18 protein-coding genes, 1 pseudogene and 1 riboswitch are annotated in these 19,729 nt (G+C 53.5%); of the genes and pseudogenes, 14 read left to right on the forward strand and 5 right to left on the reverse strand.

Features of this window, described 5'->3' with window-relative positions:
- Nucleotides 1–54: 54 nt before the first annotated feature.
- From C5O22_RS08475 to C5O22_RS08490, 4 genes are all read left to right on the forward strand, one after another.
- Entirely contained in the window at nucleotides 55–1,158 is a 1,104-nt protein-coding gene (locus C5O22_RS08475; RefSeq protein ID WP_132780886.1) for a DUF6175 family protein, read from the forward strand.
- Nucleotides 1,159–1,347: 189 nt separating this feature from the next.
- Nucleotides 1,348–2,025, forward strand: a complete 678-nt coding sequence (locus C5O22_RS08480; RefSeq protein WP_132780888.1) for a hypothetical protein — start codon at nucleotides 1,348–1,350, stop codon at nucleotides 2,023–2,025.
- Between the two features lie 103 nt (nucleotides 2,026–2,128).
- Complete coding sequence (locus C5O22_RS08485) at nucleotides 2,129–3,622, forward strand: hypothetical protein (RefSeq protein WP_132780890.1); 1,494 nt, start codon at nucleotides 2,129–2,131, stop codon at nucleotides 3,620–3,622.
- 116 nt (nucleotides 3,623–3,738) lie between these two features.
- Nucleotides 3,739–4,449: a YkgJ family cysteine cluster protein gene (locus C5O22_RS08490; RefSeq protein ID WP_132780892.1), complete on the forward strand. Its 711-nt coding sequence runs from the start codon at nucleotides 3,739–3,741 to the stop codon at nucleotides 4,447–4,449.
- Between the two features lie 54 nt (nucleotides 4,450–4,503).
- Here the strand turns inward: C5O22_RS08490 and C5O22_RS08495 are convergent, their stop codons facing one another.
- A complete protein-coding gene (locus C5O22_RS08495; RefSeq protein WP_243692915.1) occupies nucleotides 4,504–5,052 on the reverse strand; it encodes a nitroreductase family protein in 549 nt (182 codons plus the stop codon).
- A gap of 87 nt (nucleotides 5,053–5,139) precedes the next feature.
- On the opposite strand from C5O22_RS08495, the gene C5O22_RS08500 reads away from it, so the two are divergent.
- Nucleotides 5,140–6,165 carry an alpha/beta hydrolase gene (locus tag C5O22_RS08500; RefSeq protein ID WP_165910467.1) on the forward strand — a complete coding sequence of 342 codons (1,026 nt, stop codon included), beginning with the start codon at nucleotides 5,140–5,142 and terminating at the stop codon, nucleotides 6,163–6,165.
- A 71-nt stretch (nucleotides 6,166–6,236) separates the two neighbouring features.
- Here C5O22_RS08500 and ilvE read toward each other — a convergent pair whose 3' ends face one another.
- Complete coding sequence (gene ilvE / locus C5O22_RS08505) at nucleotides 6,237–7,319, reverse strand: branched-chain-amino-acid transaminase (protein ID WP_132780896.1); 1,083 nt, start codon at nucleotides 7,317–7,319, stop codon at nucleotides 6,237–6,239.
- A 135-nt stretch (nucleotides 7,320–7,454) separates the two neighbouring features.
- Here ilvE and C5O22_RS08510 point away from each other — a divergent pair, with 135 nt between their 5' ends.
- The 9 genes from C5O22_RS08510 (at nucleotide 7,455) to C5O22_RS08550 (ending at nucleotide 16,818) form a co-directional block, all read left to right on the forward strand.
- The gene (locus tag C5O22_RS08510) at nucleotides 7,455–8,441 is read left to right on the forward strand and encodes a diguanylate cyclase domain-containing protein (protein ID WP_132780898.1); all 987 of its coding nucleotides are present in this window, start codon (nucleotides 7,455–7,457) and stop codon (nucleotides 8,439–8,441) included.
- Between the two features lie 69 nt (nucleotides 8,442–8,510).
- The gene (locus tag C5O22_RS08515; RefSeq protein ID WP_132780900.1) at nucleotides 8,511–9,557 is read left to right on the forward strand and encodes a GGDEF domain-containing protein; all 1,047 of its coding nucleotides are present in this window, start codon (nucleotides 8,511–8,513) and stop codon (nucleotides 9,555–9,557) included.
- Nucleotides 9,558–9,893: 336 nt separating this feature from the next.
- Entirely contained in the window at nucleotides 9,894–10,748 is an 855-nt protein-coding gene (hisG, locus tag C5O22_RS08520; RefSeq protein ID WP_132780902.1) for an ATP phosphoribosyltransferase, read from the forward strand.
- A 92-nt stretch (nucleotides 10,749–10,840) separates the two neighbouring features.
- Entirely contained in the window at nucleotides 10,841–11,446 is a 606-nt protein-coding gene (gene hisB / locus C5O22_RS08525) for an imidazoleglycerol-phosphate dehydratase HisB (protein WP_132780904.1), read from the forward strand.
- On the forward strand, nucleotides 11,443–12,099 hold the full coding sequence (gene hisH / locus C5O22_RS08530) for an imidazole glycerol phosphate synthase subunit HisH (protein ID WP_132780906.1): 657 nt from the start codon (nucleotides 11,443–11,445) through the stop codon (nucleotides 12,097–12,099). The genes hisB and hisH overlap by 4 nt, the downstream gene beginning before the upstream one ends.
- Nucleotides 12,100–12,174: 75 nt before the next feature.
- Nucleotides 12,175–12,978, forward strand: a complete 804-nt coding sequence (gene hisF / locus C5O22_RS08535) for an imidazole glycerol phosphate synthase subunit HisF (protein ID WP_132780908.1) — start codon at nucleotides 12,175–12,177, stop codon at nucleotides 12,976–12,978.
- Complete coding sequence (gene hisE / locus C5O22_RS08540) at nucleotides 12,972–14,255, forward strand: phosphoribosyl-ATP diphosphatase (RefSeq protein WP_132780910.1); 1,284 nt, start codon at nucleotides 12,972–12,974, stop codon at nucleotides 14,253–14,255. Before hisF ends, hisE begins: the two co-directional genes overlap by 7 nt.
- Before the next feature lie 13 nt (nucleotides 14,256–14,268).
- On the forward strand, nucleotides 14,269–15,402 hold the full coding sequence (locus tag C5O22_RS08545; RefSeq protein ID WP_132780912.1) for a pyridoxal phosphate-dependent aminotransferase: 1,134 nt from the start codon (nucleotides 14,269–14,271) through the stop codon (nucleotides 15,400–15,402).
- Nucleotides 15,403–15,420: 18 nt separating this feature from the next.
- Entirely contained in the window at nucleotides 15,421–16,818 is a 1,398-nt protein-coding gene (locus C5O22_RS08550) for a histidinol dehydrogenase (RefSeq protein WP_132780914.1), read from the forward strand.
- 24 nt (nucleotides 16,819–16,842) lie between these two features.
- On the opposite strand, the gene thiC is transcribed toward C5O22_RS08550, so the two are convergent.
- The 3 genes and pseudogenes from thiC to C5O22_RS13515 form a co-directional block, all read right to left on the reverse strand.
- Nucleotides 16,843–18,147, reverse strand: coding sequence for a phosphomethylpyrimidine synthase ThiC (gene thiC, locus C5O22_RS08555; protein WP_132780915.1), 1,305 nt, complete (start codon nucleotides 18,145–18,147; stop codon nucleotides 16,843–16,845).
- Complete coding sequence (locus tag C5O22_RS08560; RefSeq protein WP_132780917.1) at nucleotides 18,134–18,994, reverse strand: sulfide-dependent adenosine diphosphate thiazole synthase; 861 nt, start codon at nucleotides 18,992–18,994, stop codon at nucleotides 18,134–18,136. Before C5O22_RS08560 ends, thiC begins: the two co-directional genes overlap by 14 nt.
- A 222-nt stretch (nucleotides 18,995–19,216) precedes the next feature.
- Nucleotides 19,217–19,327: riboswitch (TPP riboswitch) on the reverse strand.
- Between the two features lie 118 nt (nucleotides 19,328–19,445).
- Nucleotides 19,446–19,729 (reverse strand): annotated as a pseudogene (locus C5O22_RS13515) (helix-turn-helix domain-containing protein); the annotation flags it as partial.

Here is a 19,729-nt window from a genome sequence, read left to right on the forward strand (position 1 = left end):
AAAAATCCCTGGCGCTGTTATACAATTTGATAACAACGAGGGAGGAGAATACCAATGTATAAAAAGATACTCTGGATGGGAGCAGGGATACTGCTTGTGGGATTTCTTTCCTGTGTGAGTACGCCGGAAAGTTCCCCTGCTTCTGCAGAACAGCAACCTGCTTCCTCGGGAAGCGGTCAAACTGCTCCTAAGTCGGATGCCCGCCAGAGGGCCGAGTCGTTAATTACCGGGGAACGGCCCGCCTCTAGCAATGGAACCGCCCAGTCGAATGCCCAGGCCGCTGCTACCGATACGGCAACAACGGCGCAAAGCGGCACAAGCACTGGCCTTACCACCCAGGATACCGGCCCGGTGGAGCCACCAGCAGAACTTACCCCACGGGAAAAACAGTTTTTTGAAAATTATCTGAAACGGCTTAAATACATGGTGGTCATGAAAGAGGGCGCCCAGGTTTCGGAATTCCAGAAACGGTCCATCTTAACCAAGGGGAATGAATACCTGTTACGTCAGGGCTACGATGTGGTGCAATATGACCAACTAGTTAAGAATATGCAAGACCAGCGATCTGCCTACGAAGCAGAAGTAGGGGCTTCTATGTCCCTTGTTCAGTACATAGCGCAGAAACTGGGGGCCGATATATACGTCGAACTAGATTGTAGTCCCCGGTCCTTTACAGAGAACAATCGTCACTATGGGGAAGCGAATTTTACGGCCAACATGTATGATCCTTCTACGGCGGAACTCCTTGGGTCAGTAACATACCGGACCGATCGCTCGGTGAGTACCTCTTCCCAGGAGGATGCGCTCCTGAATGCTTTAACGGCGGGGACTGCTCAGCTTATGGGACGGGTGGTACGGGATTCGGTGAATGTTCTCAGGAACCGTTACGCAAACGGGATTCGCTATCAGGTTATTATTCAGAAAACTCCCGATTCCCGGGCCGTTTCTACGTTCCGGAGGAATCTCCGCAGCCGGGTGCGGGAAATTGTGATGGGGCCCAGCGCGGCGGATCAGACGATTATGGATGTATACTTCTTTGGTTCTCTTTCTGATTTGGAAGATGCCTGTTATAGTGCCTTTGAAAAGACTCCGGGAATGGAAAATGCCTATTGGGTATACACCCGGGGAAAAACTATAACTTTTAACACGGGGAATTAACATTAAGTAAAAAGAATGGCTCGTCGGAAACTTAAAACTTTCGGAGGGCCGACATATGGGGACCATAAGGGGTCTGAGGAGAAAAAGTTCTCCGTTTGATTGGCCCTGAAAAATGGTCTTCTCTGTGGTACGTTTATAAAAGAACCCCTGAGGTTCTAAAAATTAAATAGAGGTATAGGGAGGTAGAGCGTGAAACGGTTAGTATTCGCAGTATTAGCTGTGTTGGCGGTAGGGATTTTCATAGGGTGTGCCAGTCAACCGGCCGCCACTCCAGAAAAGCCGGCGGAAGTTCCCCAAAAGGGGCCAAACTATGTGGTAGTAGATCACAAAACTATGGCCCTGGGTGGAACTATCCCCGAATGGCTTGAAGTGTACATGAACGGCGGTGGTTTGAGCGATATAGAGGCTCTTCCCAAATATAAGGACTTCTACTGCTTTGTGGCAGAAGATAACGGTACCAATTTGAATGCCCTGAAACAGTGGGCCACGGGCTTCTCGGTGACTCAGGAAATTGCCCGAATGGTATCTACTCGGGTACAGGCCCGCTTCGCCGGTGCTGCGGCAGGGAGCCCCGATGACGAATATGGCCGCTACTTTGAAAACGTGGTAAAGGCCGCCAGCGATGCAAGTTATTCCGGGGCCCGCAAAGAGGCAGATTTCTGGGTACTTAAGCGGTACTTTAAACCGGATGGGAAAACCGTTGACCGGGAAGTGTACGATTACTATGTGCTGGTGGTTATCAACAAGGATACCCTTAAACAGCAAATCGATGCTGTCCTGAATGGGGTAAAGCCTGACAAACCCCTTACCAAGGAACAGCAGACCGCGGTGGATCGGGTAAAACAGGCCTTCTACGAGGGCTTCTAAGCCGGTAGTGATGTAGCTCCCGGGGCGTTGCCAGGGCTACATTAAAGCGTACACCCGGGCGGTTCTATCGAAAGAGGAACCGCCCTTTTTTTTAGGAAAGGTCATGAAAAGACATACGAAGATACGGTTGATTTCAGAGGCAATCCTGTGGGCATGGGCCCTTGTGGTTTTTTCCTGTGCGAGTGCGCCGGCCTCTTCTCAGAGTCAGGTCGCTCCGCCGCCAGCCTGGACCATCGAGACTCCGGCCCCCAGAGATGGATACACCTTCTTTGTGGGATATGCGGATGGCCCCGTGAACGGAGAAGTTCAGGCTACCGAGGCGGCAACTGCAAGCCTCGTGGCAGAAATAATGCGCTATATTGGAGTCACGGTGACCGCGGAGTCCACCGCCACTGCCCGTTCAACCCTGGATAGTTTTCAGGCAGAACTGGTCCAAACCGTAAAACAAAGTTCCACGAGTCGCATGAGTGGCTTCCAGGTAGCAGAACGATACGTCTTGAAAAAACCAAATGGCGTAACGGTCTACATCCTGGGGCGCTATCTTACCAAGGATCTGGAGGCAGAAAAGCGACGAATCCAGGCGGTGTTCCAGGAGAAGATCGATGCCGTGGCGGTTCCCGAACGGGAAGGGCAGGAACTCCTTGCTGCGGGGGATGTGATTGGGGCGGTTCGGAAATTCATCACCGCCGCGGTAGCCGCCTCAGGGGCAAACATCGATAATGCGGCGATCAAACTTGAACGGAACCTTAACAATGCCCGAGAAGCCCTTGCCCGTCTGGAGGTGCGGAAACTGAATGACCGCCTCGAGACAAGCTCAGGTGGAACCTTCGCCGAGCCTTTTAAAGCCCAGGTGCTGGTGAGTGGAAAACCCCTGGCGGGGGTTACGGTATTGGTAAGTTACCAGGGCCGCCAGCCAAATGGCAGAATGGTAACCCGCACTCAAAAGCTCTTGAGCAACGAGCGGGGGGAAGTGCTTTTTGATCATCCCCGGCCGGATTTTGTTGGAAAGGCCCAGCTTACCATGCGACTCGACCTTTCGGCGGAGATGGAAGCCCTCTACGGTATCCCGGATAAATATCAGAACCTGGTAGCAAGTTTAGAGGATGCTATTGCGGCCAAACGGGTTACCTTTGAGTACACCGTCATATCCCGGGCCAAGACTGTTCCCACGGCGGTTCTTATTGTGGATATCAACCAGGACGGGAAAGGAGAGATAAAGAGTACCAACAGTGCCCTTTTGCAAAGTCTTACCGGCAATGGATTTAGGCTGAGCGTTGCCCCCCTTTCGGCCGAACAAATTATGGGGTCCGACGATACGGCGATTCTTTCCCTGGCCAGGAAAACCTTAACTGGCAAAGCGGATCGCTTTATTTATGGGACCACCCGCATTGCAGGGATACGGGCCGATGGCACCCAGAAGATTGCCACCGTTTCCGCGGAAGTAAAGGTTGTGGAACTGAGCACGGGGGCTCTCCTGTATTCTACCGTAAAACAGGCCAGTACCGTGGCGGGAAATGATGAAGCCGCCGTAGAGGCTGCCCGTCGTCAGTTAGGGCAGAAGCTTATTGGAGAGGACCTGATGGGTTCCCTTCCCTGATGGGTAAAAAATGATGATGCATACCCCTTGCTCGCTAGACGAGGAAGGGGTATTTCAGGTAAAAATGAGCTACCCTCCGCTGAAAAGATCGTTGTGTAAGTAAACAAAGCGCTTGTATGGTGGTGTGCTGCATGGATGTATTGCAACCCAAGGGATATAAAAAAATACTGCCAGCCGGGCTCGAAGGAAGCCTGGTGGCGGAAAGTGTTCTGGCCCTGCATGCCCTGTATGAAGAGATAACCAGGGCTCAAGAAACCTGGAAGGAAAAGAGCCCCTTTCGCTGTCCCCCGGGATGTGGCCGATGTTGCGAAACCTTTGAGCCGGATGTGCTGGAAGTAGAGGCCCTGTACCTGGCGGTATGGATGTTCAAGAATCAACGGGAACGACTTGGGACTCTTTCGTTCGAAACACCTTCTTCCGGCTGTTTCCTGGCGGATTCCGCCAACCCCTATCATTGTACGGTGTATGAGGGTCGTCCCCTGATCTGCAGGCTCTTTGCCTATGCGGGAGATCGGGACAAGAAAGGCCGGGTCCGGTTCAGGCCCTGTAAATATCAGGAGGGGTACGAAGGTGTAACCTACGGAGAAGAGACCCTCCTTTCCCTCTTTAGGGGAGTGCCCCCCGTTATGGCCGATTATACTGCCCTCGCCCTTGGTATTATGCCCGCTGAAACAGGGCATCGTTTGCCGTTGCGACAGGCCCTTCCTTCTGCCCTGAATAAGGTTCGCTATCTGCTTGATCTCGCAGCCTTTTCTGCTTCTTCTGAGTCTCCCTTCCGGGATGATGATACCGACAACGACGGACCACCGCTCGATAAGGCGAGCTAAAAAACGGAGGTCTCCCCTTTACCTCTTTTCCAAGCCCCCTTTGGGGGCCACGGCTTATCGGAATGGTTTTTGCCAGCCATTTTCCCAGAGGATCTCTTCCAGGGGAAGGCGACTCTTATTTTGCGGAGCCGGTCCTTCCCCGGCCGGATAGCCCAGGGCAACCAATTCCACCACCGGAACCTCTGGCGGAATCCCGAGGGTTTTTCGGACCGGTTCGGGATCAAAACTGCCGATCCAGCAGGTTCCCAGTCCCATGGCGGTAGCGGCGAGGGTAAGATGATCTATCGCAATGGCCACATCGATGGGATAGGCCATTTCGCCGCACCGCATGAGTCGCCGATCGGTTACCGCGCAGGCCACCACAATGACGGGACATTGCCGCAAAAAGGGCTGTCCCCCCGCCTGGGCCACCTCTTCCCGCAGGGCAGGGTCGGTAACCACGATAAAGCGCCATTCCTGGGCGTTTCGGGCCGATGGCGCAAGCCGGACGGCTGAAAAAATAGAAAGCAATTTTTCCCGTTCTACCGGCCGGTCCTGAAAGGAACGAACACTGTATCGCTGAGCGATAGCATCAAAAAGGTTCATACCTTTGAATCTAATCATAAACTTCTTCCCTTTCAATATGGGGGGCGTTAAACTTGACCCCTTTGGAGAGGTGCGTTACAGTAAACAGCAATGAGGAGTACCGGTATGACGAGTGTGATGGCAACGATCCTTATCCTTGGGGGTCTGGTGGCCTGTTCTATTCTGGGCCTTTCGATATATTCCTATCGGGCGATGTTTCATCCCCGTATCCGGAGTTCTGAATACTGTAAAAACTGGGGGCTCGAAGAGGGGGAATATACGGAGGCTATTTTTGCCTTGCCCTGGGAAGAGGTAGAAATTTTTTCCCCCTATAGTCAGAGCGTGGTACGAGGGCATTACCTCGACCCGCGGACCATTCCCCAGGGGTCACAGGAATATTCCCCGGCAAAAAAGTCCGTGGCTGGGGTTGCCCTCTTTGTGCATGGAATTACCTGGACCTGGTACGGCATGGTGAAATACATGCAGGGCTTCCTGAAAGAAGGATGGATTGTTCTGGCCATCGACCTTCCCGCTCATGGGGCGAGCCCCCAGGGGATTCAGCGATGTCCTTCGTTTGGATACCATGAAAAATATGTGGTAGATGATGTGGTAGCCTGGCTCAAAAAACGGATGGGAAACCAGAGGCTCCCCCTGGTTCTAGTGGGGGAATCCATGGGGGCTGCCACGGTACTGCAGTATGCCCCCCTTGCGGCACCGCAGGGGACCTCCCCGGAACAGTGGAAGGTTCAGGCCATCATTGCGGATTGTCCCTATAGTTCTGCGGCGGAAGAACTTGACGCACGTCTTAAGGCTTCCCATATACCGGCGCTGCTCATCCCCCCTATTCATTGGGGAGTTAATGTCCTTCTTTCTTTTTTGAGGGGCTATCGGCTGGAAGATGCTTCGCCGCAGAATGCCATCTTGCAGAGTCCCCTCCCTATCATGCTTGTGCATGGAAAAGAGGACACCTATGTTCCTACCTGGATGTCTGAGCACATGGCCCAGACACGAAAACAGGCCGCAGTGGGACCCACGGAACTCCTTATAGTTCCCGATGCGGTTCATGCAAAATCCGCCGCAGTCCACCCGGAACTGTGGTTCCCCGCGGTCTTTCGGTTCTTGAAAGACCACATTCCGGGCTCGCTCTATTAAAAAAGGAAAAGGCGGCCCCTTCCATTTTCGGAGGGCGCCGCCTGACAATTTTCCCTGACAATCCTTGAGGCTTACACCCGCAGCATCCAGCCCTTTGTATCGGGAAGGGTGCCGTACTGAATCCCCTTAAGGGTATCCCGCAGGGTAGCGGTAAGCTCGCCCACCTTGCCTCCATTAAAGATGACTTCCTTTCCCTGGTGGTGGAGGCTTTCGATAGGGGTTACCCCCGCCGCCGTGCCGGTGACGAAGCATTCGGCCCCTTCTGAAAGAACCTCTTCTATAGAAAGCTTTCGTTCGCTTACCCGCACTCCCATGTCGCGGGCCAGTTCTATCACGCTGGCCCGGGTGATACCAGGAAGAATGGTGTCCCCCAATTCGGGGGTTACCAGTTCCCCGCTCTTTAAGTACACAAAAATGTTGCAGGATGAACCCTCTTCGAGGTACTTTTGTTCCCGGGCATCTAAAAAGATACACTCCATGAAGCCCGCCTTATTTGCCTCGTACTTAGCCAGGGTAGAAATAACGTAGTTGCTTGCGGCTTTTATCCAGCCAGTCCCATTGGGGGTGGCCCGGATGCGATTGGTAGTAGTGGCCCGGCTCCGTTCAGCAGAAAAGTAGGCGCTCACAGGGGTAGTAATCACCATGACGTAGGGAAATTTCGATGGAGCCACCCCGATGCCCCCCTCTGCATAGCTAAAGGGACGGATATATATCGAGTCGGCGGTCATGAAGCTATCTTTTTCCCATTCTTTTTTGTAGTGGGGGCGAAAACCAATGGCTGCGTTTCTTCGCACCACCTCTGTAACAGCCTGTAAAAATCGGTCTTCCGGAAAGGCTGGCATCAGGAGCCCCGCCATGGAACGAGAAAAACGGCGGCCGTTTTGGTCGGGGCGGAAAATGGCAAGCCCTCCGTCTTTTTGAGGAAGCGCCTTAAGCCCTTCGAAACAGCCAAGCCCATACTGGGTGGTATAGTTAACCAGGGGCATATCATCATAGTAATTTCGGCTATTCGCAAGCTTTTCCCGTTCTGCCTCGGGGAGGTTTTCTTCTTCCTGAGGGGTTTTATGGGGTTTTTCAAGATATTCTTCTTGCCAGCCAGTGGCAGTATATCGAGCCCGGTACACAATAGGATAGGTATTTAACGAAAACGCCATGAGGAAATCCTCCTTATGTAATGCTACTGCATCTATTGTATCATTTTTTCAGAAACTAGGGAACAGGAAAAACATAAGAATGAAAATTCGACCATCCCTCTACTTAAAATTTTTAATTTACTATATGATGAATTTATGGTATCTCAGGCAGGGGAACAGTTGTTACAAAAAACAGAACTTTTTGTCCGACTCTTACCCGATGATTTTCAGTGTGTGTGTACCCTTTCAGAGGAACTTACCCTTCCACCGGGGGTTACCCTTTTTTCTCCCGGTGAGACGGCAACCCGTTTTTATATCCTTATTCGGGGAACCGTACGGGTGTTTAAACGAAAGGAGGGAAGAGAGGAAGAACTCGCCCTTTTTACGGCGGGGGATACGGTGGGAGATTTTGATTTTGCCCGTCAGGGGCGGTATGATGCCTTTGCAGAAACGGTAGAAGAGACGGATCTGATCTGTTTCCCCGCGGCCCGCTTTTCCCTTGCGGACATTACCCGTCAGTATCCTTCTACCATGGCTCGAGTTCTCCTTCAGTCTCTGGCGATGATTGCAAATCGAATTCGAACAACCCAGCGGCTTATCTCTCGAAATGTCCCCTGGGTTCAGGAGTTGCAACGACAGGCCTTTGAGGACCCCGGTACCGGTTTATGGAACCGGACCTTTTTTGAAGAAGAGCTCCCCCAGATGCTCAGTATGCCCGTGGGGCTTATCATGACAAAGCCGGACCGCTTTAAGGTGTTGGTGGACTCCTGTGGTCATAGTGCGGGGGACGAGGCGATGGTAAAAATTGCGGCCCTTCTGCAATACCTCGTGCGGAATTACGGTAAAGGCTGGGCCCTACGCCTTAAGAGCAATGAAACAGCCCTGGTTTTACCCGGTTGTTCCCCCACTATCCTTCGGAGTATGGCGGAAGAGCTTTACCAGCGATTTCTCCAGATTCCTCCTGTTGGGTTGCCCGATGGTACTACCTTTACTTTTTCTGCCACCGTGGTGTATGGACTATGGGGGGAAGAAAAAAAAGATTCCCCTGCTCTGTGGAAGGAGTATGCCCAAACGGTGTATGATACACTTATGAACCGCTGGCAGGAGGGGGGCAATGGGGTCTACCCGGCCTTTCCCTGTTAAGTTTTATGAGTATGGGGCCTGCGATGGAATACAAAAAAGAAAGGTTCTTAAAAATCAGAGGAACTCTGCATGGGTCTTGATATTCCTCTCCCTTATCGGCGTCTTTTAGGATGCCCCCTTTTTTCTACCCTTACGGACCTAGAACTCAACGCGGTACTGGCCTTTCTTGAGCGCCGTCATTTTAAAAAGGGAGAGGTAATTTTTACCGAAGGGGAAGAAGGAAAAGAGATGTTTATTGTCCTGGAAGGGAAAATTGCCGCTACCATCCAGCAGGGAGGAAAACATCCCCGGACGATCCATGAATTTGGCCCCGGCGAATTCTTTGGCGAGATGGCAGTCATAGAACAGGAACGGCGCTCTGCCACCTGTACCGCCCTGGAAGATTCGGATCTGTTGGTGCTGCAGGGAATCGATTTTTTTCGCCTCGTGTTTGAGCATCCCATGATATCTCTGAAGCTCCTTACTTCTATTGGAAAGGTGATGAGCTGCTGGCTTGATGAGTCTTCCCGGTATTTAAATGACCTTGTCCGCTGGGGCGAAGCCGCTCGTCACCGGGCAATTACCGACCCTCTTACGGGATTGTATAATCGCCGTTTCTTCGAAGAAAACCTTCGGAACCGCCTTTCCCATGGCCTTGGAGGCGGACGGTCTTTAGCGGTAGTGATGGTAGATTTAGACCGCATCCATGAGGTGAATGAACACTTTGGGTCCAGAATGGGCGATCTGGTTATTCAAGAGGTGGCCCGTTCTTTTACGCGGGTGCTCCGGGACACGGATGTGGCCGCCCGCCTTGCGGGGGATGAGTTTGCTATTCTTTTGCCCGATACGGATGCCAGGGGCGCCCGGGTGCTCGGAGAACGGCTGCGAAAAATGGTAGAATCCTTAAAGATCCTTCTTCCAGCCCTGGAGGGGGCCCAGGACCCAATCCATCCGGAAAAAGCCAGCCCGCCAGCAGAGACCCCTCACAATTTTATACAGATTCATACCTCCGTAGGGATAGCTCTGGCTCCCCGAGATGGTACTACTCTGGAGATGCTTCTGGAACGGGCAGACGGAGCCCTCAGGGATGCAAAAGAAACAGGTCGGAATAAAGTTGTCCTCGCAGGGGATCTTTAGAAAAAAGTCGCCAGGCCAGAGGTCTTTCTGTTTTTTGTATATGGGCTGCATAATTATACAGCTATTGACAGGTTATTCGTATATGTATAGAATCCTCTGTATGAAACGGACCCTTATGATCAGGAACTGCCATCATCACCATCATCATTCTTTTTTCTCGGGAGATGCATAGGGTCCTATCCGTCTGGGACGGTACCGGTGGTACTTATAAGCCGTGGACTCTATGGGTCTACGGCTTTTTTTATATCCCCGGGGGATGCGTATAACGGGTTTCCGCCAGGGACAAGCTTCTTGTTAAGAAGTTAGGTTGTTGAAGAAAGAGGAAGGAGTTATAGAATGGGAAAACTGCGGATTCTTATCCCTAAAGGAAGGATCTACGATAATGTGGCAAAGCTGTTTGCCGAAGCGGGCATACCGATAACCCTGTCTGACCGGACCTATCGTCCCTCCATTGGAGCGGATTGGCTTGATGGTAAGGTGATGAAGCCCCAGAATGTGGGGGAACTCCTCGAATTGGGGAGTCATGATGCGGGGTTTACGGGTATCGACTGGATTAAAGAGACCCAATCCGAGGTGGTGGAGGTAATGGACCTGGGCTTTGATAGGGTCCGTATCGTGGCGGCGGTTCCCCATGAGATGGATGACCGGGCGCTGAGGAACAAGAAAATCGTGGTTGCCACCGAGTATGTGCACCTTGCCGAGGAATGGCTGAATGCCCAGGGTTATCAATACCGTATACTCCGGACCTATGGGGCCACCGAAGTATTCCCCCCCGACGATGCGGACATGATTGTGGACAATACCTCCTCTGGCCAAACCTTAAAGGATAATGGTCTTAAAATTATTGGTACCATCATGGAGTCCAGTACCCGTTTTGTGGCCTCTCCTAAGGCGATGGAAGATCCCGAAAAGCGCTCCCAGATTGAGGAATTGGCCATGTTGTTCCATGCGGTACTAGATGGCCGAGAAAAGGTGATGCTCGAGATGAATGTCACCAAACTTCGGTTTCCGGAACTGGTGGCAGGGCTTCCTGCCATGCGGAGTCCCACGATCGCTCCCCTTTATGGAGATGATGGCTATGCGGTAAAGATTGCGGTGAACAAACAGGAGGTTCCCCTTTTAATTCCCAAACTAAAACGACTGGGGGCTACCGATATTGTAGAGTATGAACTACGAAAGGTGGTTCCTTAATAGAAGAGAGCGGTCGCTTTCCTTCTGTCTGGCAGAGGAGTTTTTATTTTGATTCAAAAGGTAAGCTGGATTTTTATTAAAGGGAGGTGTCCATGGCTCGAACGGCGGAATGGAATCGGAAAACCGGTGAAACCGATATTTTCATAAGCCTTAATCTGGATGGCGAAGGTAAGGCGGAAATCGATTGTCCCATTGGGTTTATGACCCACATGCTGACCACCTTTGCCCGGCATGGTTTGTTTGACCTCACGGTCCGTGCCCGGGGGGATCTTGAGGTGGATCAACATCACCTGGTGGAAGATCTGGGCATCGTTCTGGGAACGGTTTTTTCCCGGGCCCTGGGCGATAAAGGGGGCATCCGGCGGGTGGGCAGTTGTCTCTATCCCATGGATGAAACCCTGGCCCGGGCGGCGGTGGACCTCTGCGGTCGGCCCTACCTGGTGTTCGAAGGGGCCCTCAGCGGTATTCCCCTGGTATCGGGGGGCGCCTCCTTCCAGACCGATACGGTGACCGATTTCTGGCAGGGGTTCGTAAGCACCGCAGCTTGCGCACTCCACCTGGATATCCTCCGGGGCCGCAGTGATCACCACAAAATAGAGGCCCTGTTCAAAGCCGCCGCCCGGGCCCTGCGGGAAGCGGTTACGATTGATCCCCGGGAACAACATCGGATTCCCTCTACCAAGGGGGTCCTGGCATGATTGGGGTATTGCAGTACGGGGCCGGAAACCTGGGGTCGGTGATGAATGCCCTGGCCCATCTGGGGTATGCCGCCCGTTTTGTCCGGGGCCCGGAGGAACTCCTCTCGGATCGTCCCCCCTTTACGGCCCTTATATTCCCCGGAGATGGCCACTTTGCGACCGCCATGGAAAGCCTGAATCAGTCTGGATATGCAGGGGCGATTCAGGAGTGGATTAGCCGGGATCGGCCCTTTCTTGGTATTTGTATTGGGCTTCAACTCCTTTTCGAAACAAGTGATGAAGCCCCTCCGGTGGATGGAAAAGAAGTCCGGGGCCTTTCGCTTATCCCGGGTAAGGTAAAACGCTTTCCGGGAAGAAAGGTTCCCCAGATTGGATGGAATACGGCCCGGACCAATAAAGAAAGAGGGGGCCTTTCCCTGTTTCAGGGGCTCCCCTCGGAAGGGTATTACTACTTTATCCATTCCTACTATGTGGAGCCCCAGGACCCTTCGGTTATTGCTTCCTGGACAGACTATTATCTTCCTTATTGTTCTGCCATTGAGCGGGGTGCCCTTGCGGCTGTGCAATTCCATCCGGAAAAGTCGGGACCGTTGGGGCTTGCTCTGCTGGATGGCTGGTTACGTCACTATGCTCAAGGAGGGGGCCGGATATAATGCGAAGGACAGTGCTTGCTGTGTGTATGGGTCCCGGGAATGATTTCCCGGCGTTAAGAGGGAGGAGGCCCCTGGATGCTTGCTAAACGGATTATCCCTTGCCTCGATGTGGATGATGGGCGGGTGGTGAAGGGCGTAAAGTTTGAAGGTATCCGCGATGCGGGGGACCCGGTGGAACTGGCGCGGCGCTATTACGAACAGGGAGCCGATGAACTCACCTTCCTGGATATTGGGGCTTCCTACAAAAGCCGGGATACCCTCATGGACGTGGTTCGCCAGGTAGCCCAGCAGGTATTTATTCCCCTCTGTGTAGGCGGTGGCATTCGAAGCCTTGAGGATATGCATCGGGCCATGGAAGCGGGGGCCGATAAGGTATCGGTCTGTACCGCGGCGTTGCGGAATCCGGGGCTCCTTACCGAAATGTCCCGGGCGTACGGAAGCCAGTGTGTGGTCCTTTCTATCGATGCAAAGCGGGTGGTCCTCCCCGGGAGCCAGCGTGAAGGGGAGCTTGCTTCTGATGAACCCCGCTGGCACGCCTTTGCCAAGGGGGGCCGGGAAGATACGGGGATCGACGCCATTCAGTGGGCCATCGAAGCGGTAGAACGGGGGGCGGGAGAAATACTCCTTAATTCTATCGATGCGGATGGAACGGGGGCAGGCTATGATCTGGAATTGACCCGCCGGATTGTGGAGGCCGTGCCGGTGCCGGTGATTGCCAGTGGGGGCGCAGGAACGCTGGATCAGATTGTGGCCGCCCTGGATCCCCAGGGGGGGAATGCCGACGCCGCCCTGGTGGCGAGCATGCTCCATTTTGGAAAGACCACCATTCAGGACATAAAAACCTATGTGCAACAGAAGGGAGTAATCATTCGATGGTAGTAGCTTCAATTGATATTCAAGATGGAAAGGTTGTGCAACTGCGGCAGGGCCAGGAACTTGTCCTTGAGCGGGACGACCCGGAAGCCCTGGCGAGGGAATTCGATCGATATGGAGAAATCGCCCTGATCGATCTGGATGCGGCCATGGGAAAGGGGGATAACCGCCCGCTTCTTAAAAAACTGCTTCCCCTCGGAGATTGCCGGGTCGGAGGTGGCATCCGAACGGTAGATCAGGCAAAGGAACTCGTGAGCCTCGGCGCCAAAAAAATCATCGTTGGATCGGTGGCGTTCCGTATTTCCGAACGGAAGGGGGCCGGAAAGGAGGGGGGCGAATTTGGCGTAAACCATCAATTTTTAGAACAGCTGGCAAAGAAGATTGGCCCTGAAAAGATTATCGTTGCGGTGGATGCCCGAAATGGAGAAATTGTGGTGGATGGATGGAAGACCCCCACGGGGCTTCCCCTTGTGGAAACGGCCCAGGCGGTCCAGGCCTACGCGGGGGAACTCCTGTATACCTGTGTGGAACGGGAAGGCACCATGACGGGGATAGATCTGGAGGCCGTCCGGGCCCTGAAACAGGCCGTCCGGTGCGAGGTGACGGTCGCCGGAGGAGTCCAGAGCCTTGAAGAAATAACAGCCCTCTCCCGCCTGGGCTGTGACGTGCAACTCGGGATGGCCCTGTATACGGGAAAGGTGGGCCTGGCCGACGCCTTTGTGGCAAGCCTTGCCTGGGATAAGGGGGAGCTTTTGCCGGTGATAGCCCAGGCGCCGGACGGCCAGGTACTGATGCTCGGCTATGCAGACCGGGAAGCGGTGGCAGAAAGCTTTAAACGGAATAAGCTGTGTTTCCACAGCCGCAGTCGCAATACCCTGTGGATGAAGGGAGAAACCAGCGGCAACACCCTTGATCTTATCCGCATGCGGGCCGACTGCGATCGGGATGCCATTCTGGCCACCGTTGCCCCCGTGGGCCCTACCTGTCATCGGGGAAGCTGGTCCTGCTTCGGGGATCAACGGTACACCTGGGAACTGTTGCAGTCTATCGTTGAAGAACGGTTGCGTAATCCCCGGCCAGGCTCGTACACCGCCAGTCTAGATGATGAATTGGTGCGAGACAAGGTCCGTGAAGAGGCCGAAGAGGTCTGTACTGCCCAGAGTCATGAGGAAATTGTCTGGGAAGTGGCGGATCTCCTGTATTTTACCACGGTCTTGATGAGCCGTGCCGGCGTATCCGTGGCGGAGGTGCTGCGAGAGCTGGAAAGAAGGCACAAAAAATAAGGAGTCCTGTTCTATGGAAAGTCCCTACTGGAACGTCCGCTGTCGGAGTCTTGCTCCCTATGTTCCGGGAGAGCAGCCCCGGGAGCGACGGTACATCAAACTGAATACCAACGAGAACCCCTATCCTCCTTCTCCCCGGGTTCTGGAAGCGATTGGTAAGGCCGCTACGGACACACTGAGACTCTATCCTGATCCCACCTGTCTTGCCCTGCGGGAAGCCATTGCCCGACGGTATGCCCTGCCAGGGCCTGAATGGGTGTTTGTCGGCAATGGATCGGACGAAATTCTTGCCTTCGCCTTTGGGGCCTTCTTTGGAGAACATCCCCTTGTTTCCGAGGAAGAGGGTCTTAAGATCCCTTCTGTGCCCACCCGGGCGCCGCTGCTTTTCCCTGATGTAACCTACAGTTTCTATCCGGTCTATGCGAATTTGTGGGAAATCTCCTACGAGACTATCCCCGTGGCAGAGGATTTTTCTATTCCCCTCGAGGCGTTTCAGAGACCAAACGGGGGCATCGTGCTGGCTAATCCCAACGCCCCCACGGGACGGGCGCTCCCTGCCCGGGATGTGAGGGCCCTGGCCCTGTTTCAGCAGCGACAGGGGGCGGTGCTTCTCGTGGATGAGGCCTATGTGGATTTTGGGGCCGAAAGTGTTGTTTCGGCGGTAGTGGAATTGGATAATCTCCTCGTGGTTCATACCCTGTCCAAATCCCGTTCCCTTGCGGGGCTGCGAGTGGGCTACGCGATGGGGAACCCGGGCCTTATCGAAGGCCTACGGCGAATCAGGGATTCCTTTAATTCCTATACGCTGGACCGGCTTGCCCTGGCAGGGGCCCAGGCGGCGATAGAGGATCAGGCCTACTATGACGATACAAATAAGAAAATAATCGAGACCCGACGGTGGACTGTCCAGTCTTTAGAGGGTTTGGGCTATAGGGTGCTTCCTTCGGCGGCAAACTTTATCTTTGCCTGTCCCCCCAGCGGGAAGGCTTCTTCAGGAGCTGGGGCGGTGTATGCCTACCTTCGAGAGCGGGGTATCCTGGTTCGATATTGGGATGCTCCCCGCATTCGGGAATACCTGAGGATCACCATAGGTACGGACGAAGAAATGGCTGCCTTGGTTCGGGCCTTAAAAGAGTATACAGAGTAGGGGAGGCATAGAAATCCGATGAGGTGTATCTGTGGCCTTGAAGAATTTCGTCAGTACTGGCGGGTAGAACAGGAGGGAGATTTTTCCCTACTTGATCCAGGGGTAGACGAAAGGGTTATCAAAATTATTGAAGATGTATGGGTGAATGGGGAAGAGGCCCTAAAGCGATATACCGCTCAGTTTGATGGCCTTGTGCCCTCTTCATGGCAGGTTCCTGCCGGGGAACTGCAGGATGCCCTTGCCAAACTTCAACAGGAAGAGCCGGATCTGTTTGAAAGTCTTTCCTTTGCGGCGGCCCAGATCCGGGCCTTTGCGGAATATCAGCGCTCCCAGTTCCAGAATTTTGAAGTTCCCCTCGGCGAAGGCCTTATGGCGGGCCAGCGGGTGATTCCCGTCCGTCGGGCGGCGGTGTATGTGCCCGCGGGCCGCTTTCCCCTGGTATCGACGGTGCTGATGGGGGTTATCCCGGCGGTGGTGGCGGGGGTCCCTGAGATTTTTGTGGTTTCTCCTCCCCGCAAGGCTGGACTGCCAGACCGCCGTATTCTGGCCGCCGCCGCCCTGGCCGGGGCTCAGGGGGTGTATGCCATGGGCGGAGCCCAGGCTATTGCGGCCCTTGCCCGGGGAACGGAGCATATCCCGCGGATGGATCTCATCGTAGGACCGGGGAATAAGTATGTGGCGGCGGCAAAACGCCTGCTGTATGGGCGGGTGGGCATTGATTTTGTGGCGGGCCCCACGGATGTGCTGATTATCTGGGATGGAACAGAAGCAGCTGACACAAAAAAAGGGGAAGGCCCGGTGGGGACTCCTCCGGGAACCCTTCGCCAGGGGGAGTCTTTTAAAGGGGGGAACCCTTCATCCATCTCTCTTATTGTGGCGGATCTCCTGGCCCAGGCAGAACATGATCCCGATGCCCGGGCCCGACTGCTGGTTCCTTCTCAGAAACTGGCGGAAGAGATATCCCAGGCGTTAGAAGAGCATGTTCAGACCCTCCCGACGGCCGATATTGCCCGGGCTTCCTTACAGAAGGGGGGGCTCATGGTGATCTATTCCAGTAAAGAGGAAGCCCAGGAGATAGCCAACCTGATTGCCCCTGAACACCTGGAACTCCATGTGTCCGATCCTGAGTCCTGGGTTGAAGGGCTGTATAACTACGGATCCCTTTTCATTGGGCCCATGACCGCAGAGGTGTTGGGGGACTATTCGGCGGGGATAAACCACACCCTTCCGACCGGAGGGACCGCCCGCTTTACCGGCGGGCTTTCGGTTCGGCACTTCCTGAAAACCCAAACGACCCTCCGATGCACCGAAGGAAAGGCGGTTTCTCGAGCCTATGAAGCGGCCGAACGGATTGCCCGGGCGGAAGGCCTGGAGGCCCACCGGCGAAGCGCTGCCCTGCGGATAAAGGCAGAATAACGGGGCCGCTGTAGTACCCTAATGTTAGCTCCCCAAAGACTCCCCTATCCGTATCGCACAAAAGGGACCACACATAGAACAGCCCTCTTCTTGATAGGGCCGTTCCTCATAATATTTGCGGGCCCTTTCAGGGTGGATGGCTGTAGCAAACATTTCTTCCCAGTCGAGATGGGACCGGGCAAGGGCCATTCGGTTTTCTAGAGCAAGGGCTCGAGGGTGATGCCTGGCCACATCAGCAATGATGGCGGCGATGCGGGCTGCTATAACCCCCTCCTGGACTTCGGCTACACCAGGGAGAGACACATGTTCTGAAGGAGTGACATAGCAAAGAAAGTCGGCCCCATAAAAACCTGCGAGGGCACCCCCTACGGCAGCAACGATATGATCGTATCCCACCCCTCTATCGGTAGGAAGAGGACCCAAGACAAAAATGGGGGCTCCCTTTCCTATCTTTTTCATGACTCTTATATTGGTTTCTATTTCATCAAGGGGAACATGGCCCGGTCCTTCAATCATAACCTGGACACCATGGGCCCAGGCCTGTTCAACAAGGGGCTGCAGTTCAAACAGTTCTTCAAGCTGGGCCTGATCGGTGGCGTCGTGAATTGCCCCTGGCCGCAGGCCATCTCCTAAACTTAGGGTCACATCGTATTCTTTGGCGATATCAAGAATCTCATCAAAATGACGATAAAAGGGATTCTCCTGTTTGTTTTGCCGCATCCAGCCAGCGAGAATGGCACCCCCGCGACTGACCATCGGGATATATCTACGATACCGATGATGGGTAGCCCCCTGGCGCAACCCACCGAGGCAATCCAATACCCGCCGGGTTATTCCCGCATGGATGGTCATAAAATCAATCCCATCCTCTGCGTGGGTCCGAACCATCTCGATAAAATCTTCTTCCGAAAAATCGATAACCCGTTTCCCTTGACTGTAGGCCTTAACCGCCGCATCATAGATGGGAACAGAACCTACAGGAACGGGACTGCGCTCCACGATACGCTGGCGCAGTCCCTGTAAGTCCCCCCAGGTAGAAAGCACCATAAGGGCATCCGTCCCGGCTTCGATGGCTACTTCCATCTTTGCAAGTTCCTCTTCCAGGGAAGAATACCCCCGGGAGGTTCCGATGTTGGCGTTCACCTTTACGGAGAAACCTTCGCCAATTACCATTGGCCGCTCCAGAGTATGCCGCTTGTTTTTAGGGAGCACGGCCTGTCCCGTTTGAAGTTTTTTCAGAACAAGGGCAGGAGGAACCTGTTCTGTGGCCGCACAGATTTCCATTTCTTTTGTAAGAATCGATTTACAGGCCGATTCAAGCTGGGTCACGGGAACCTCCTTTCCCTAAGGCTGCCTCAAGCATTTTGGCAGCTTTTAATCCCGAGAGAATCATTCCACCAAAAATAGGGCCCATCCGGGGGGCGCCGCCCACATTTACCGCGGCCATCCCCGTCACATAAAGACCGGGATAGACCTCGCCGGTGTGTTCTACCACAAGCCGTTCTCCATTTTCCGCGTCCATAGGCATCTCTTGAGGAATGAGGGCCCGAAACGCTGCCGATGTTCTATCCTCGTTATCCTGTTTCTGGAGTGGATGAATGTCCCCTGTGGGGGAACCGACAGGAATATTTCGTTTTAAAAGAAGGCGTACTAAATGGGCTGGGTGCCCCGTGGCATCTACCACATAGGAGGCCACGATACTCAGAGGATCCACCTGCATCTTTTCCTTTATTACCGGAAGCCAGTTAATCACCACCCCGTTGATCCGCTGTTCATACATCACCAGGTCTTCTACAAACACGTTGTTTAAAATGACAGCCCCTGCCTTAGTGGCCTGATAAATAAGGGCTGAGGCAAAATGAACCGAATCCACCACCAGGAAGTCTTCTTTCTTTGTGTACCGGATATCCTGTTCCTCCAGAAAGGACTGTAATTCTTCTTCCAGAACCAGTTCATTAAACATCATACCTCCGCCCCACACGCCACCACCGGGCTCATTTTTTGCCTCGAGAACAAGAACCTTCCATCCTTTTTTTGCAAGAACCCCTGCCAGGCTAAGGGCACTGGGGCCTGCCCCTGCAATAGCCACATCTACTTCTAACACCTTTTTCAATTTTGCCAGATACTCTTCCACAATGAGTGCACTGATGAGGGGGTCTTTCCTTTTTGTAGACATATCAGATTACCTCCATAGGATTGTATTCCCTTAGCTTCGGCAAGGTTCTGTAAAGGCCAGGTAAACATACATGGGAGCCCTGGGGGGGGGTAGGGCCCCTTACCTGTAAGCTATACCCCTTTCAAAGACTAACGGGAATCACCAAAATCTTCGGAGGGCAAAAAAATCCCTCCGTGTTCGGAGGGATGTATCATCACAAAAAAGCACCAAAAGTGGTCTTGTTTTTGCACCTATCCCGTATCCCTCCGCCGGTATTATCCGGTTCAGGTTCAAAGGGTCGAAGGTTTCCACCTTCCTCTCAGCTTTAGGATAAAAGCTCCCCTTCGAGATGATGTGTTCTATGTACACGGATCAACAAAAAAAATCAAGAGGTGAGAGAGAACGAGAGATAGTAACTTGGCAAAGAATTGTTAAATTTGAGATCTGAAGGGAGATGGTCCCCCCCCAAGGATTAAGCAGCCAAAGCTCTAAAGACATCTTTGTACATCCCATAGAGGTTGTCAATAATGACAGGTTTCAAACATAAGACACCACTGTCTATAGCTGGCTCGATTGCTTGCAATATATCCAGTGGAGAACCTTCTTTGTAGCGGTTATACCGCTGGGTATTAAAATACTCCTGATACTGAGCAGCTTTACATAAGAAGTCAAAATAGCTCGTAAATTCTTCTCGGGCATAGAACTCATCTTCAATCAAGCGATGGCTTGTTTCTACATCACTTTGCCAGGTTTTCG

This window comes from Treponema sp. J25, assembly GCF_004343725.1.
GTDB lineage: Bacteria > Spirochaetota > Spirochaetia > Treponematales > Breznakiellaceae > J25.